14 protein-coding genes are annotated in these 14,212 nt (G+C 61.3%); 8 read left to right on the top strand and 6 right to left on the bottom strand.

Going from position 1 to position 14,212, the window contains the following annotated elements:
- Positions 1-27: 27 nt before the first annotated feature.
- From RBH77_RS06690 to RBH77_RS06675, 4 genes are read left to right on the top strand one after another with little or no spacing between them, the layout of a single operon-like run.
- Positions 28-906: a carbohydrate ABC transporter permease gene (locus RBH77_RS06690; RefSeq protein WP_311031348.1), complete on the top strand. Its 879-nt coding sequence runs from the start codon at positions 28-30 to the stop codon at positions 904-906.
- Complete coding sequence (locus RBH77_RS06685) at positions 906-1,739, top strand: carbohydrate ABC transporter permease (RefSeq protein WP_311031347.1); 834 nt, start codon at positions 906-908, stop codon at positions 1,737-1,739. The genes RBH77_RS06690 and RBH77_RS06685 overlap by 1 nt, the downstream gene beginning before the upstream one ends.
- 14 nt (positions 1,740-1,753) lie before the next feature.
- Positions 1,754-3,406: a hypothetical protein gene (locus tag RBH77_RS06680; RefSeq protein WP_311031346.1), complete on the top strand. Its 1,653-nt coding sequence runs from the start codon at positions 1,754-1,756 to the stop codon at positions 3,404-3,406.
- 41 nt (positions 3,407-3,447) lie between these two features.
- Positions 3,448-5,100 carry a hypothetical protein gene (locus RBH77_RS06675; RefSeq protein WP_311031345.1) on the top strand — a complete coding sequence of 551 codons (1,653 nt, stop codon included), beginning with the start codon at positions 3,448-3,450 and terminating at the stop codon, positions 5,098-5,100.
- 146 nt (positions 5,101-5,246) lie between these two features.
- Here RBH77_RS06675 and RBH77_RS06670 read toward each other — a convergent pair whose 3' ends face one another.
- Positions 5,247-5,696 carry a DoxX family protein gene (locus RBH77_RS06670; RefSeq protein ID WP_311032447.1) on the bottom strand — a complete coding sequence of 150 codons (450 nt, stop codon included), beginning with the start codon at positions 5,694-5,696 and terminating at the stop codon, positions 5,247-5,249.
- A gap of 291 nt (positions 5,697-5,987) precedes the next feature.
- Here RBH77_RS06670 and RBH77_RS06665 point away from each other — a divergent pair, with 291 nt between their 5' ends.
- Positions 5,988-6,431 (top strand): pseudoazurin, encoded by a 444-nt coding sequence (locus RBH77_RS06665; protein ID WP_311031344.1) that lies wholly within the window; start codon positions 5,988-5,990, stop codon positions 6,429-6,431.
- Between the two features lie 113 nt (positions 6,432-6,544).
- On the opposite strand, the gene RBH77_RS06660 is transcribed toward RBH77_RS06665, so the two are convergent.
- From RBH77_RS06660 to RBH77_RS06650, 3 genes are all read right to left on the bottom strand, one after another.
- Positions 6,545-7,402: an SUMF1/EgtB/PvdO family nonheme iron enzyme gene (locus RBH77_RS06660; RefSeq protein ID WP_311031343.1), complete on the bottom strand. Its 858-nt coding sequence runs from the start codon at positions 7,400-7,402 to the stop codon at positions 6,545-6,547.
- Between the two features lie 70 nt (positions 7,403-7,472).
- Positions 7,473-8,591, bottom strand: coding sequence for a copper-containing nitrite reductase (nirK, locus tag RBH77_RS06655; protein WP_311031342.1), 1,119 nt, complete (start codon positions 8,589-8,591; stop codon positions 7,473-7,475).
- 136 nt (positions 8,592-8,727) lie between these two features.
- A complete protein-coding gene (locus tag RBH77_RS06650; protein WP_311031341.1) occupies positions 8,728-9,303 on the bottom strand; it encodes an alternative oxidase in 576 nt (191 codons plus the stop codon).
- A gap of 38 nt (positions 9,304-9,341) precedes the next feature.
- Between RBH77_RS06650 and RBH77_RS06645 the strand changes: the two genes are divergently transcribed.
- Both RBH77_RS06645 and RBH77_RS06640 read left to right on the top strand, forming a co-directional pair.
- Positions 9,342-10,166, top strand: a complete 825-nt coding sequence (locus tag RBH77_RS06645; RefSeq protein ID WP_311031340.1) for a Crp/Fnr family transcriptional regulator — start codon at positions 9,342-9,344, stop codon at positions 10,164-10,166.
- Between the two features lie 226 nt (positions 10,167-10,392).
- Positions 10,393-11,151 (top strand): SDR family oxidoreductase, encoded by a 759-nt coding sequence (locus RBH77_RS06640; RefSeq protein WP_311031339.1) that lies wholly within the window; start codon positions 10,393-10,395, stop codon positions 11,149-11,151.
- A gap of 150 nt (positions 11,152-11,301) precedes the next feature.
- Here the strand turns inward: RBH77_RS06640 and RBH77_RS06635 are convergent, their stop codons facing one another.
- Positions 11,302-12,183 carry an aldo/keto reductase family oxidoreductase gene (locus RBH77_RS06635; RefSeq protein WP_311031338.1) on the bottom strand — a complete coding sequence of 294 codons (882 nt, stop codon included), beginning with the start codon at positions 12,181-12,183 and terminating at the stop codon, positions 11,302-11,304.
- Positions 12,184-12,277: 94 nt separating this feature from the next.
- Between RBH77_RS06635 and RBH77_RS06630 the strand changes: the two genes are divergently transcribed.
- Complete coding sequence (locus RBH77_RS06630; RefSeq protein ID WP_311031337.1) at positions 12,278-13,189, top strand: LysR family transcriptional regulator; 912 nt, start codon at positions 12,278-12,280, stop codon at positions 13,187-13,189.
- A 146-nt stretch (positions 13,190-13,335) separates the two neighbouring features.
- Here RBH77_RS06630 and RBH77_RS06625 read toward each other — a convergent pair whose 3' ends face one another.
- The gene (locus RBH77_RS06625; protein WP_311032446.1) at positions 13,336-14,169 is read right to left on the bottom strand and encodes an alpha/beta fold hydrolase; all 834 of its coding nucleotides are present in this window, start codon (positions 14,167-14,169) and stop codon (positions 13,336-13,338) included.
- Positions 14,170-14,212: the final 43 nt, after the last annotated feature.

Raw genomic sequence — 14,212 nt, 5'->3', positions numbered from 1 at the left:
TTGCCACCCGCATCGCATCCGATTCCGGTGAACGTCAGGACGCAGCAGCGCCTGTTTCTGCTGGCATTCTTCATTCCCGGAATGGCCTATCTGATCGTCGTCAGGCTCATTCCGGTGCTGGTCACTCTCTACCTCAGCTTCACTGAGTGGAACATGACCGAGCAACCTTCCCCCACTTGGATCGGAGTGGAAAACTACGCCAGGCTGGCCCGCGATGGCGACTTTCTGACCTCGCTGACGCGAACGCTGGTTTTCTGCGTAGTTGCGACCACGATAGAGGTCATACTGGGCGTAGCCATCGCGGTCTTTCTGGCGCGTCCTTTTCCCGGTCGCAATCTCGTGCGTACGGCATTCCTCGCGCCCATGGTCCTGACGCCGGCAGTCATCGGGCTCATGTGGTACATACTCTACCATCCTACGATCGGACCGCTGAACTGGATCCTGTCACTGTTCGGGTTCGAGCCTGTCGGCTGGCTCACGAACCCAACCGTCGCCTTTGTCTCCATCATCATCACCGATGTATGGCACTGGACGCCCTTCGTGTTCCTGCTGGCTTTCGCGGCGATTCAGAACATTCCGGCCGATCTCTACGAGAGCGCTGAGATCGACGGCGCGAGTGCCTGGCAAGCCACCCGTCACGTCACCCTGCCGCTGATCCGCGACACGGTGCTGGTCGCGGTCTTGTTCCGGTCGATGGATGCCTTCGAAATCTTTGCCGAACCCTTCGTCATGACCGGTGGCGGACCCGGCACGGCAACCGAAACCCTGAGCATGCACATCTACCGCACGGCGTTCAATTTCTTCCAGATGGGATATGCCGGCGCAATGGTGGTGGTATCGATCGTCATCCTGGTCGTCCTCTATTCGGTCTACTTACGTTTGATCCGCACCCAGGTGGCGATGTGATGGCGGCGCGCAAGCTTGGCCCCGTTCAGTTGGCAGTGAGGATCGTCGGCGGCCTCGCGCTCATCGTCGTCGCATCCTTTCCCGTCTATTACATGCTGCTGACGTCGCTGAAGCCTCAGGCGCTGCTGCTGGCCCAGCCACCGCGCTTTCTGTTCACGCCTGTGCTGGACAACTACGTCACGCTTCTGCGCGGTGGCGAATTCGAACTTTACTACCGCAACAGTCTCATGGTGGCGCTGGCATCGACGGCTATCGGCGTGCTGCTGGGATCCATGGTGGCTTTCGCCTTGGAACGAGGCCGGCTCCGCGGGGAGCACTTTTGGATGTTCATCATATTGCTGCCCCGCAGCTTTCCGCCCGTTGCCACGATCATTCCGATATTTTTTGCCGCCAGGTCTTTGGGCCTGCTCGACCAGGTGATTACACTGGTGATCTTCGAGGCCGCGGTCCGACTGCCGCTGGTGATCTGGGTGATGCGGGGCTTCCTGCGTGCGGTGCCGGACGAACTCATCGACGCCGCCATGCTCGACGGATGTTCGCTCTCCTCGGCATTTTTCCGCATCGTATTCCCCATCGTGCTGCCCGGCCTCGCCGCCGTGTCGGTCATCTCCTTCATCGATACCTGGAATGCCTTCCTGGTGCCGCTTGTCCTCACCAACCTCCACGGCATGACCGCGCCGGTGGGGCTGATGTCCTACATGGAAACGGATGAGCAGTTGCTGTGGGGCGTGATCGCCGCCGGCGGCATTCTCACCATTACACCCCTCATTGTCGTTGCCGTGGCACTGCGTCGGTTCCTGCTGCAGGGCCTGACGGCCGGCGCCATCAAATAGAGCGGAGATATCCAGTGAGTTTCAATGTCCGTGGCCTGGAACTACACGGCCGCACCATCTGGCGGCGGGACCGCATCCTGGAAGCGCTGGATTTCATCGAGCGCCACGACATGACGCATCTTGTGCTGCATGAGACCGATCTGATGCAGATGGTCACATATCCCAGATCCTATTTCGACCCTCATGCGCTGTGGACAAGCGCGCCGACGCGGCGCGGCGAGAATGCGATCGAGAACAATCGAATCTATCTCGATCACGTGCTTCAGCTCGCGCACAACCGCAACATCGGCGTGTTCATCGAAGTCAAGGAAATCGGTTTCCCCGACGAACTGATCACGGCCCATCCTGAACTGGTCAAGCAGGGCGTTATCTGCCCCAGCGAGCCGTTCTGGTACGAATTCATCGAACGCAAGACCGATGAGTTCTTCGAGGATTTCCCGCTCACTGCCGGCATGATCACGAGCCCCGGATCGACTGAAGGCAAAACGTCGCGCGCGCAGAACAAATGCACTTGCGAGCTATGTGCCCGCACCAGCGTCGAGGACTGGTATTGCAAGATCATCGCTGCGCTGCATCGGGCCACGAAACGTCATGGCAAGCGCCTCGTCGTGCGTGACTTCGCCTACAAGCCGGAGGACCATGAGCCGCTGATCAAGGCCGTCGAGAAATCCCCGCCAGAGGTCGTGTTCTGTCTCAAGGTCACGCCGCACGACTTCTACGTCACCTTTCCGGACAATCCCGGTATCGGCCGGCTCGATCGCGAGCAATGGATCGAATACGACGCCATGGGACAGTTCTACGGCTGGGGCATCTTTCCTTGCTTCGTCCTGGACGATATCCGCTCCCGTCTGGATTATGCGGGCAAGCATGGAGTGACTGGCGGCATTTTCCGCACCGAGTGGGAGCGGATCAACGATTATTGGGTGCTCGAATCGCTCAACGAAACGAACCTTATCGCTGCAGCCGAACTGGCGAAGGGTCGATCCGTCGATCCGGAATCGGTCGCACGGCAATGGCTGGAGAAAAAGGGATCGGCAATCGAAGCCGCTGCCTGGCTCGGCGGCGTCCTGGCGCGGACCTGGCCAATCGTCAAAGGGGCTGTCTACGCCAACGACTTCGTCTTCGCCGACAACAGCATGTTTCCACGCAGCGTGCGGCGCGCCTGGTGGAGCATGGAAACGCTGAACGCTTTACATACCTGGGCGCCCGACCGCGAGGCCGGTCTGACAATGGATCGATCCAAGGTGCAGGCGCTGATCGCCGAAAAGCAGAAGGCGCTCGACCTGGCACGGCAGCTCGCCGGCGACGTCAAGGCGGGTCATACTGCCCTCGATCCGGATCTGCATACGGAACTCATCGAGCTCTTCGATCGCTTCGTGCTCTACGTAGAGGGATTCCTCTATTGCGGCGCCGCCTGCTTTTATAGCCGGTGGGTAGACCAGGAACGGCGGAACGACACGGGCCCGGACGCAGGGGAACTGCAAGACTTCAAGGACTGGCTGGCCAGACTCGAAGCCTTCGGGCAGCGGATCAGGCCGATCGCGACCGAAGCCAGATACCGCCACCAGGTGGTTATGCTGATGGATTATCGCCGGATCGCCGATGTACTGCGCGAGGGGCGCCAGGCCCTCGACCTGGTTCTTGTGCCTTCTTCCGATCACGCCTGATCACGTTCCCTTCCCAGGAGTTATTCATGGCGACCCCTCCAATGGACGTCCGCGCCCTTGAGTTTCACGGTGACCGTATGTGGAGTTGGCGGTGGGTCAAGGCGGCCCTGGATTTTGCCGCCGCCAACGGTCTGAATGCGCTGGTCTTTCACAAGAACGACCTGCTCGACCTGCTTGCCCTGCCGGAGCGCTATTTCAGCGTGGACGACGTGTGGCGCCGATGGCCGGTGCGCTACCACAACATCGACAACAACCGTCAATACATTCGCAGCGTGGCCCGCTATGCGCACGATCGCGGAATCCGGTTCTTTGCCGAGGTAAAGGAGATCTCATTCCACGATTCGCTTCTTGCGCAGCGCCCCGAACTCTGGGTGAATGGCGGCATCGATACGGCGACCCCCTTCTGGTGGGAATTTCTCGAGGCAAAGGTAAGTGAAGTCGTCGAGGCGGTGCCTGAAATCGACGGTATCATCGTGAGCCCCGGCACTCGCGAAAGCCGGGTCTCGATCAGCACGACACAGACCTCGACGAAGCCGGGCCTGTCGGCTGCCGACTGGTACGAAGCGCTCATAGGAGCAATGTACCGTCCTCTGGCACGAGCCGGAAAGGTACTCGCCGTAAGGGATTTCACCTATACGCAAGCCGAGCAGAGCGTCGTCCTCGATGCGGTTTCGCGTGTGTCAGACCAGATTGTCATCTCGCTGAAGAACACGCCGCACGATTATTACCCGACTTTCCCCAACAATGCCCGCATCGGCCACGTAGGCCGAAACCCGCAGTGGATCGAATTCGACACCTGGGGCCAGTTCTTCGGGCTGGGCGTGTTCCCTGCGATCGTGCTCGACGACATGCGCGAGCGGTTCGCCTACGCCCGCAAGCAAGGCGCCATCGGCGTGATGGCCCGCACCGACTGGGAAGTGATCTCCGACAATCAGGTCCTCGATACGCTCAATCTGCCCAATCTGATGGGCTTCACCAAGCTCGCCTCCGGCTCGGATATCGATGTCTCAGACGTAGTCGGCCAATTTCTTGGCCACTCGTTCGCGACCGCGCTTGGCGGCGGGGTGGAGATTGGTCCTTTCTCCCTGGACGGAGCGCCGCGAACCAAGGCGGCTCTGGCACGTGCTCTGAATCGCTCTTGGGAGATGATGAGCAAGGCCGTCTTCGTCCTGCGCCATGTCTTCCATGAAGATTGCATGTTCCCGGATACGCTCAAGAAAGCGTACATGATGCTTGTCGAGGTGCATGGAATCGCAGATTGGGCGCCTGAAATGGCTGGGGCGCTGGATTTGACGCCCGAAAAGCTCCACGAGATCTTTGCCGAGAAGGACGAAGCCGTCGCCCTGGCGCGCGAAATGTCGGAAGAGATTGCCGGGGCGACGGCTGCGGAGCAAACCGCCGCAGCAGAAGAGCTTCGGGAGACCTACGATCTTCAGCTATGGTATGCTGAAGGCTTCCGCGCCTGTGCGAGAGCCTGCTTTGCGGCAAAATGGGCCCTCACGACCCCGGAAGACGCAGATAGGCAAAAGTCGGCCCGCAGCGAGATAGACGCCCTGGAACAATACCGTCTCGCGCTGGTGGATCGGCTTTCCGGGACCCGATATTGCCACCTCGTCTATTGGCTACTGGACACGCATCGACTGGAATCCTTGCACGAGGACCTCGAAAGGTCGCTAGGTGCATTTCAGCTATGACCGAAAGGCCAAGTTTCCACGCTCGGCCAGCTATGCCAGACTTTTCGACGGACCCGACATGGGACCGCGCTGACCGGCGCGATAGCCCCAAGCCCCCCGCCCCGCGCCGGTCAGCATAAATTTCCTATGACTTTGCGTTCACCACGTCAGAAAGCTCGGCCGATTTTCGCGTCGACCGAATGGCTGTTCCCGCCACGGATAGCGAAGAAGAAAAAGATCGCTGCCCACAGGATCGACTTTTCTGCACCGGAATAGCCCTGCCCAGCGGTGATCCAGTGAAACCAGACGGTCACAAGCAGCACGAATGTCGCCGCCAATGAAGCGGGGCGTGTCAAGAAGCCGATTGCAATGAAGATTCCGCCGACGAATTCAGTCAACGACAGCATCAACGACCAAAAAGCGCCAGGATAGAAGCCGAGGCTTTCGACCATACCTGCCGATCCGAATGGGTCGCCAATTTTACCCAGGCCGTGAGTCACCAATGCCGCGCCGGCTATCACGCGCAGGACCGTCTCGGCAAAATTGTGCAGGCCGGAATAAAGGCCAGAGAGCGCCGGCACAAACAGCCGCGTGCCCTTTGCCACTGGATCGCTCATCGTCATCTTCTCCGTTTCCAAGAAAGCCGGATGTCGGAACGACGGCGCTGCCGATCAAGGCCGCGCCCCGCGACGGACTGTCAACAGCGGTCGATGACGGATCAGGTCCGCCCCGCAACGGACGGCAAGCGGCAGAAGCAACAACAAGGTTCCACGGACCGGCACGATCTTCTCAATCTGCACCGATTTTGCGTTGCAGCAAAGTTTTGCCGAGGCGCCCGTCCTAGGAGACGACCAACGGCAGGGGCGGCGACGCCTTTCGTCGTGAGAAGAACTGGAAAGGCAACCATCATGAAGTACAGAATAGCAATCGCAGCCGCTCTTTCGGTATTGATGGCGGCAGGTGCCGCCGAAGCGGCCGACCATCAGGTGCAGATGCTCAACAAGGGCGACAAGGGGACGATGGTGTTCCAGCCAGACCTCGTCGTCGCGGCACCCGGCGACACTGTCACCTTCGTACCGACCGACAAGGGCCATGATGCGGCCAGCATCGACGGAATGATCCCGGAAGGTGCCCAGCCCTTCAAGGGCGAGATCGGCAAGCCCATCACCGTCACGCTCGACAAGGAAGGGGTGTACGGCGTCAAGTGCGTGCCCCATTACGGAATGGGTATGGTAGCGCTGGTTGTCGTCGGCAAGCCCGTCAATCTCGAACAGGCCGAAGCCGTTAAGCAACTGGGCAAGGCTAAGAAGAAGTTCCAGGCGCTGTTCGCGGAAGTGCCGACCGGCAATTGACGCCCAGGAAGAGCGTGGACGGGCGGGCGCGGGGCAAAGGCTTCGCGCCCGCCTTGTTTTTTGCAAGGAATAGTAGGAGAGGATCGCCGCGTGGACGGCTTCCGCCCCCCTGTCTAGCCGACAGCCCTTGCCCATAGCCCGCGCACATAGCTGATGGCCGAAGGAGCCTGGCGGACCAGTCGGAAGCCGAGATTGTCGGGCGCGAGGCCGGCGGCGCAGCCGCCACTCCTGCCATCTCGAATGAAGGTCGACATGTAGCCACGGTGGCTTCCGGCGACCACGCGCACGCCGCAGTTATCGGTGCTGTGCACAACCTTCCCGTTTGTGGACACTGTCGCGCGCACGTAGCACGTAGAAGTCCATTCCCAGACATTGCCGGCAATATCCGCCACCCCCTTGCGATTCATCCCGAAATGGCCGAGCGGCTTCGGCTCGGTGTCGCGCTTGCCGGCGCTCGCCTCGGTGCGATAACGGGCGAGCCACCTTTCGGCCGGATTGGCCGAATCCTGCGATACGCCAAGCGCGTCGTCGCTGCGGCGCTCGGCGGCGGCGAACGCCCATTCCTCGTCGGTAGGCAGGCGCCATGTCTCTCCTGTTTTCCCCGACAGCCAGGCCGCATAGGCAGTGGCGTCGCGATAGCTGACGCCGGTCACCGGGTAGATGGCAGAAGAATTGCCGCCTTCGGCCGCTTCGCAGGCGCCATCGGCGACACAGGCTGCATAGTCGGCTGCGCTGACCTCCACCTTCATGATGTCGAAGCCGAGCCGGAAGGAGACGGTACGCTTCGGTGCATCGACAGGTCGCCCGGCCTTCAGATATTCGCCGGAAAGGCGGAACTCGAAGGCGCCGGGTGCTATCGTGACGGTGTCGAAGGACGCAGCTGTCTTGGCAGACATAGGCCGCAGGGTGGGCCCGGAAGCGAGCACCAATGCCGTCGCAGCCGCAAGGGCCGCGGGAACCATCAAACGCATGGTCTTTGTCCTCAAGAAAAAGGCGGCTCGCCGTGTCTCGACGGGCCGCCGGTTCGAACGCGCCTGCCCGTCAGTAGGAGGCGATCGGGGCGGGTGCCCGCACCTGCGTCATCAGATCGTCGTTCCACTCTCCGTCCACCGTGATGTGGGCGGTGGCCCCGAGCTCGGCCGCCTCGATCAGATTATGATTGACGTAGGCGTAGATGCCGGGCTGGCGGAACGTGTAGAGCGCCGCGCAAGCCGATCCGCCGCGCACGAACCACGTCTCCAGATCCTTTTCCGGCGGGTTGGCGAACTTGCCCTGTTCCCAGACATGGTCGCCATGGCCGCCGATGATGTGCGGGCGTGTATCGCGGTTGGCCTGCGAGTGGATGATGAGTACGGTCTCCCCGACCTTGGCCTTGAGGGCGTTGTCTCCGGTCAGCGCGCCGACCTTGCCATTGAAGACGACATGTGTCGGGATAAGGCCGCGCATCACCTTCAGCGTATCGTCATAGGCATCGCCGAGGGATTCATAGCTCTTGTATTTGCCGTTCGCATCGCGCGGGATGTAGAAGTCGCTTTCGCCGATATAGAAGATGCGGTCGTACTTCAGTCTGCGGCCGTCGCCATCCTTCAGTCCGTCGCGGGGGAGTACCAGGATGGCGCCGTTCATGCCCGAGACGACATGCCAGGGGATCATGCCGGCCGGCGCGCAGTGGTAGACGAATACACCAGCGCGCGTCGCCTTGAAGCGCATCGTTGCCTGCTCTCCGGGATTGACTTCCAGGAGTTGTGCGCCGCCGAGCGCTCCCGTGGCGGCATGGAAGTCGACATTGTGCGGCATTTCGTTGGTCTCGGGATTGACAAGCGTCAACTCGACATAGTCGCCTTCGTGGACCACCATCATCGGCGCGGGAATGGAGCCGTTGAAGGTCATGGCCTGCATGACGGTGCCTTCGTCGTCGATGACCATCGGCTGTTCCTTCACGGTCAGGCGGAACTCGACAATCTTCGGGCCGCCCCGGACGACCTGATCGTGGGCATGTACGAAGGGCGGAGCGACAAGCTCGACCCGTTCGCGCGGCAGCCTGCTTATATCGGCAGACTGGGGCCCGGCCGCCGCCCGCGCCGCGGGCATCGTCGCAAGGATTGCCGCCGTGGTCGCGCTTGCGGCCGTTCCAAAGAGGGCTTCGCGTCTCGTCAACATTTCCACTCTCCTTAGTGGCTTTCGTTGTTGTTGGACGGAGCCTATTCCCCCTTGCTTGGGATTCTTTGTTGCGGAGCAAAAAACGGCGCTTTCCGCAGGGTGCGGCGCGCTGCCGCATTCATCGGCCGGAGACCGCTCAAGGAATGATCTGCGGTGGCCCCGGAAGATCGCGTCCGCTTTCCAGCGCGTCGGCGAAACTGTGGTTGATGTCCCGGTGAATGGCCTCGTCGTCCTGCATCGCGCGGATGACGTCGGCGAGCCGCGCGTCGGGCGAGAGGTTCCAGTAAGCGACCGCGAAGGCCGGTGCCGGCGGATTCTCCTGCCTTCCGTCTCGGATTTCCTCCAGATATTGGCCATAGCCGCGCACGGCGTCTTCGGCGAAATAGCCGACGATCCGGTGGGCCGTTCGCGGCGAGAACAGGTAAATCAGGAAATGCGCATTGTAGAAGAAACCTTGCGCGAGCAGGACGGAAAGACGCTCGAACAGGCTTGGGCGGTCGATGGCGACGAAGACCATGAGGTGGGCTCGCTGTGTCTCGGCCTCATTCAGCAGCGTGCGGATCCAGCCGCGATCGTCGATCATCAGGCGCAGGCATTTGAGATGGAGCAGCGTCGCTGCCACCATGCCCGGAACGGCAGCGATGGTCTCAAGCACAATCGTGCGGTGGCGGTAGCGTCGGCCAAACAATCCATCGGCGACGAAGCGCAGCATCCTCACGACGCGTAAGGCGACACGGTCGGACAACGTCCGTGGAGGGTGATGGCGCGTCAGATTCGTCTTGTCGATGGTCAGCATGGGCAAGGGAGTACCCTAAACGATTTCCCCATTATAAGCATATCGTCCGCCCATCGGGCAGCCAGAAACCTGAAGCGCAGGAAATGACGGGCATCAAGACGGACATCGGCATTCTTGCCGGCACCGAGATATTCCGCTCCCTGCCGAGCGAGGCCCTCGACGAGGTGTGCCAGGCGGCTTCCCGTAAGCGTTTGGCGAGGAAGGAAACACTCTATCAGCAAGGCGACGCCGCCCTGAATTTCTATGTGGTGGTGGTCGGCCGCCTGCGAGCGACGCAGACCACCGAGGAAGGCAACCAGATCGCATTGCGCTATCTCGGACCCGGCGAACTTGCAGGCTATGCGGCGCTTGCGGGAATTCCGGATTATCCCGGGACAGTGGTGGCCGTAGAGGATACTCACCTGTTTGTCTGGCCTGCGGGCGCCATGAAGCAATTGATGAACAGGCATCCGCAGATCGCGATGAACGCCGTGGCGGTGCTGGGCGCGCGCTATCAGGAAACACAGATCCGATTGCGCGAACTGTCCACCGAGACCGTCGAGCGCAGGATTGCTCATGCCTTGCTGAGGCTGGCGCGCCAGGCAGGGCGCCGAACGGCGCAAGGAACCGAAATCTGCTTTCCTCTTTCCCGCCAGGACATCGCCGAACTGGCCGGAACAACGCTCCATACGGTCAGCCGGACGCTCAGCGCCTGGGAAAAGGATAGCATCGTGCTAAGCGCGCATCGGCATATCGTCATCTGCCTGCCCGAAGCACTGGCTGCAATCAATGCATCATAGTCGTAACCGGCTTGGTGCGGTTCCAGCCGCCTACGATGGCGACCCGGCGAGATACGCTTGACCCTGATCAAGGCTAACGCCGATACGGGATGCACGAAACACCACCTGCGAACCCACATGTGAGTTGCCGCCCAATCCCACTACCCGTTGCAGACGGAAATCGGGTGGCCGCGCCATTACTCCTGCCGCTAGTCATCCATAGCGTAACACTCAGGAGAAGCAGTTCATGGATCTGGAAAACAGGTCGATCATCATTACCGGAGCGAGTAGCGGAATCGGCGCGGCGGCCGCTTTGCTGTTCGCGGCGGAGGGCGCCAATGTGGTTCTTGGCGCACGCCGGTCGGTCGAGTTGGAAGCCTTCGCGGGATCGATCAACCGCGGCAACGGCAGGGCGGTTTATCTGTCCGGCGACGTTAAGGACAAGGGCTATGCCGATGCTCTGGTCGATCTCGCCACAAAGGAGTTCGGCGGGCTGCATGGTGCCTTCAACAATGCCGGCATCGTCGGGGAGATGGGTCCGATCCCCGATATGGGACTTGCCAATTGGAACGATGTCATCTCGGTCAACCTGACGGCAGCCTTCCTTGCCGCCAAGGCCCAGATACCTGCCATGACAAAGCAGGGAGGCGGCTCGATCGTCTTCACCTCGTCCTTCGTCGGCTTCAGCAATGGCGGCATGCCGGGTATGGGGGCGTATGCGGCATCGAAGGCCGGATTGATCGGGCTGGTGCAGTCACTGGCATCCGACCATGCTGCCGAAGGCGTCCGCATCAATGCACTGCTGCCGGGAGGCACTGTCACACCTGCGGGAGGCGAAGGGAATCCGGATGTGCTGGAATTCATCGCGAACCTGCATCCGATGAAGCGGATGGCAAGCGCGAAAGAGATAGCACAGGCGGCCGTTTTCCTCCTGTCCGACCGGTCGAGCTTCATGACGGGAAGCCCGATGATCGTGGATGGTGGCATGTCCGTTCGGCTGACATAACCCGAACACCGAGCGCATCCGGAACCAGGCAACCGTCATCGACGGCAGGATCAGTGAAAACTGTTCCCGTGCCTGCCAGGCAGGGCGCCACGGGCGACATTCCGCGGCCGGTGGCTCATACTGGACCGAAGACGCGAAAATCGGTCGCCTTCAGGCGGCGGTATCCATGGCGGCCACATCGTCCAGCTCCGCCAGCGCAACATCCGGCAAATCCAACTCCGCCGCGGCAAGATTTTCCCGCAAGTGAGCGACGGAGGACGTGCCGGGGATCAAAAGGATGTTGGGTGAACGGCGAAGCAGCCAGGCGAGCGCGACCTGCATTGGCGTGGCGTCGAGACGATCTGCGACATCGGACAAGGCCGACGATTGCAGCGGACTGAACCCGCCGAGCGGAAAGAACGGCACATAGGCGATGCCTTCGCGGGCAAGATCGCCGATCAGAGGGTCGTCGGTACGGTGCGCAACATTGTACTGGTTCTGCACGCAAACGATATCGGCGATCTTGCGTCCTTCCGCGACCTGAGCGGGTGTGACGTTGCTCAGCCCGATATGACGCACCAACCCCTGCCGCTGAAGGTCGGCCAGGACGGTGAGCGGCGCCTCGATCGATCCTTCGGCCGGACCATGCGCATCGAACATGATACGCAGATTGACCACGTCGAGTACATCCAGTCCGAGATTGCGCAGATTGTCGTGGACGGCCCGAGTCAGTTCTTCGGGCGAGAAAGCCGGTAGCCATGCCCCGTCCCCGCCGCGCCGGGCGCCGATCTTGGTGACGATGAAGAGATCCTGCGGATAGGGCGCGAGCGCCTCCCGGATCAGTCGGTTGGTGATGTGCGGTCCATAGAAATCGCTGGTGTCGATATGGTTCACGCCCGACGCCACGGCCTCGCGCAATACAGCTAATGCCGCGTCGTGATCCCGGGGCGGACCGAACACGCCGGGTCCTGCGAGTTGCATGGCGCCGTAGCCGAGCCGTTTCACAGATCGATTGCCGAGGATGAAGGCGCCGGACTGGTCAATACTGGACATGGTGATCTCCTTATCAAGACGAGACACAGATAGGCGCTGTATGGGCGAATGATAATCAGGCATAATCCACACAGCTCGTGCGGAAAAACGAACAATGAAGATAGATCTGGGGGATTTGAACGCCTTCGTGACGGTAGCCCGTGCCGGAGGCTTTCGCGATGGTGCTCGCACCAGCGGCAGCAGCGCATCTGGCTTGAGCGAGGCGGTGCGTCGTCTCGAGACGGGACTGGGGGTAAGGCTGCTCAACCGCACGACGCGAAGCGTCGCCCCGACCGAAGCGGGCCGAGGGCTGCTGAACCGACTCGGTCCGGCGTTGACCGAGGTTGAAGCTGCCTTGGATGCGCTGAACAGCGTTCGCGATAGGCCGGTCGGCACCCTCAAGCTCAATGTACCGGTCAGTGCGGCACGGCTGGTGCTTCCCGACATCGTTCCGCCGTTCCTCGCTGCCTATCCCGATATCCGACTGGAGGTAATCACCGAGGAAAGCTTCGTCGACGTGCTTGCGGCCGGCTGCGATGCCGGCATCCGCTATGACGAACGGCTGGAACAGGACATGATTGCGGTACCGATCGGACCGCGTACCCAGCGCTTCGCCTGCGCTGCCTCATCGGCCTATCTCGACCGGCATGGCCGGCCGGAACACCCCCGCGACCTGCTCGCCCACGCCTGCCTGCGCGGGCGCTTTCCAAGCGGCGCGACGCCACCATGGGAGTTCGAGCGACGTGGCGAGTTGGTGCGGGTCGATCCGACCGGACCGCTGATCGTGCGGGCGGGCGGCGCGACCGATCTCGCCGTCGATGCCGCCATCGCAGGAACCGGCATCGTATACCTGTTCGAGGACTGGCTGCGCCCACATCTCGACAATGGGACGCTTGAACCTGTCCTTGGACCATGGTGGCAGCCCTTTTCCGGGCCGTTTCTCTACTACCCCGGCCGGCGTCTCGTGCCGGCACCGCTCAGGGCATTTATCGACTTCATCAAGGCATCGGCTGCTGATCGCCGTTAACGTCGCTGCCCACTGCAAGAACAGGAAGAGACCACGCGTCGGCGACCTGCAACTGCTCGAGATCAGCGAACAGCCCAGGCACGGCAGCCCCTGCATCGTGCAATTGAGATATTCTGCCACAAAGTGCGGCCCGTGCTCAGGCACGCCTATCGTCTCAGGGGCCTGAAAAACGCCCGGATATCCTCCGCCAGCAATTCAGGCTGCTCCATCGCGGCAAAGTGGCCTCCCCTTGGCATTTCTGTCCAGCGAGCGACGTTGTGGACGCGTTCCACCCATGATCGCGGTGGCATGGGCAATTCACGCGGGAACAAAGCAACGCCAAGAGGTGGTTCTACGCGCTCGCCTGGCTTGAAGCGAAGGGGGTCGAGACGGTTCTCCTTGTACATACGAATCGCGGCGTCCACCGTACCGCTGAACCAGTAGAGCGAAATGTCGGTAAGCAACTCGTCGAGGCTTACAACCTGCTCGACATCTCCGTCGCAGTCGCTCCAGGCGCGGAATTTCTCGACGATCCAGGCCGCGAGACCGGCCGGTGAATCGTTGAGGGAATAGGCCAGCGTCTGCGGTTTGGTGCCGTGCATGTGCGCATAAGCACCTTCATTGGCCGCCCATGCGGCGATTGCATCGAGAAAAGATTGCTCTTCGGCGGTGGCGGGCGACAGCCCTTCGCCGAGCGGCGGCCGATAGCCGCCTGAAATATAGTTGACGTGGAACCCCATGACGGACTCTGGAAAGCGACGTGCCAACCAGGTCGAAACTCCGGCCCCGATATCGCCGCCTTGAGCGCCGAAACGCGTATAACCAAGGCCGCTCATAAGCTCGAACCACAGTTCGGCCACTCGGGACGAAGAAAAGCCGCGCCGATCAGGCGCCTGCGAGAATCCGTAACCGGGCAAGGATGGCACGATAACATGGAACGCATCGTTCGGATCGCCACCATGTGCGCCCGGTTCGGCCAGAAGCGGGATGATCTTCTCCATCTCGATGAAGGAGCCCGGCCAACCATGGGTCATGATGAGCGGC

This window comes from Mesorhizobium koreense, assembly GCF_031656215.1.
GTDB classification, from domain to species: domain Bacteria; phylum Pseudomonadota; class Alphaproteobacteria; order Rhizobiales; family Rhizobiaceae; genus Mesorhizobium_L; species Mesorhizobium_L koreense.
This window is presented reverse-complemented; position numbering and strand designations above follow the sequence as displayed.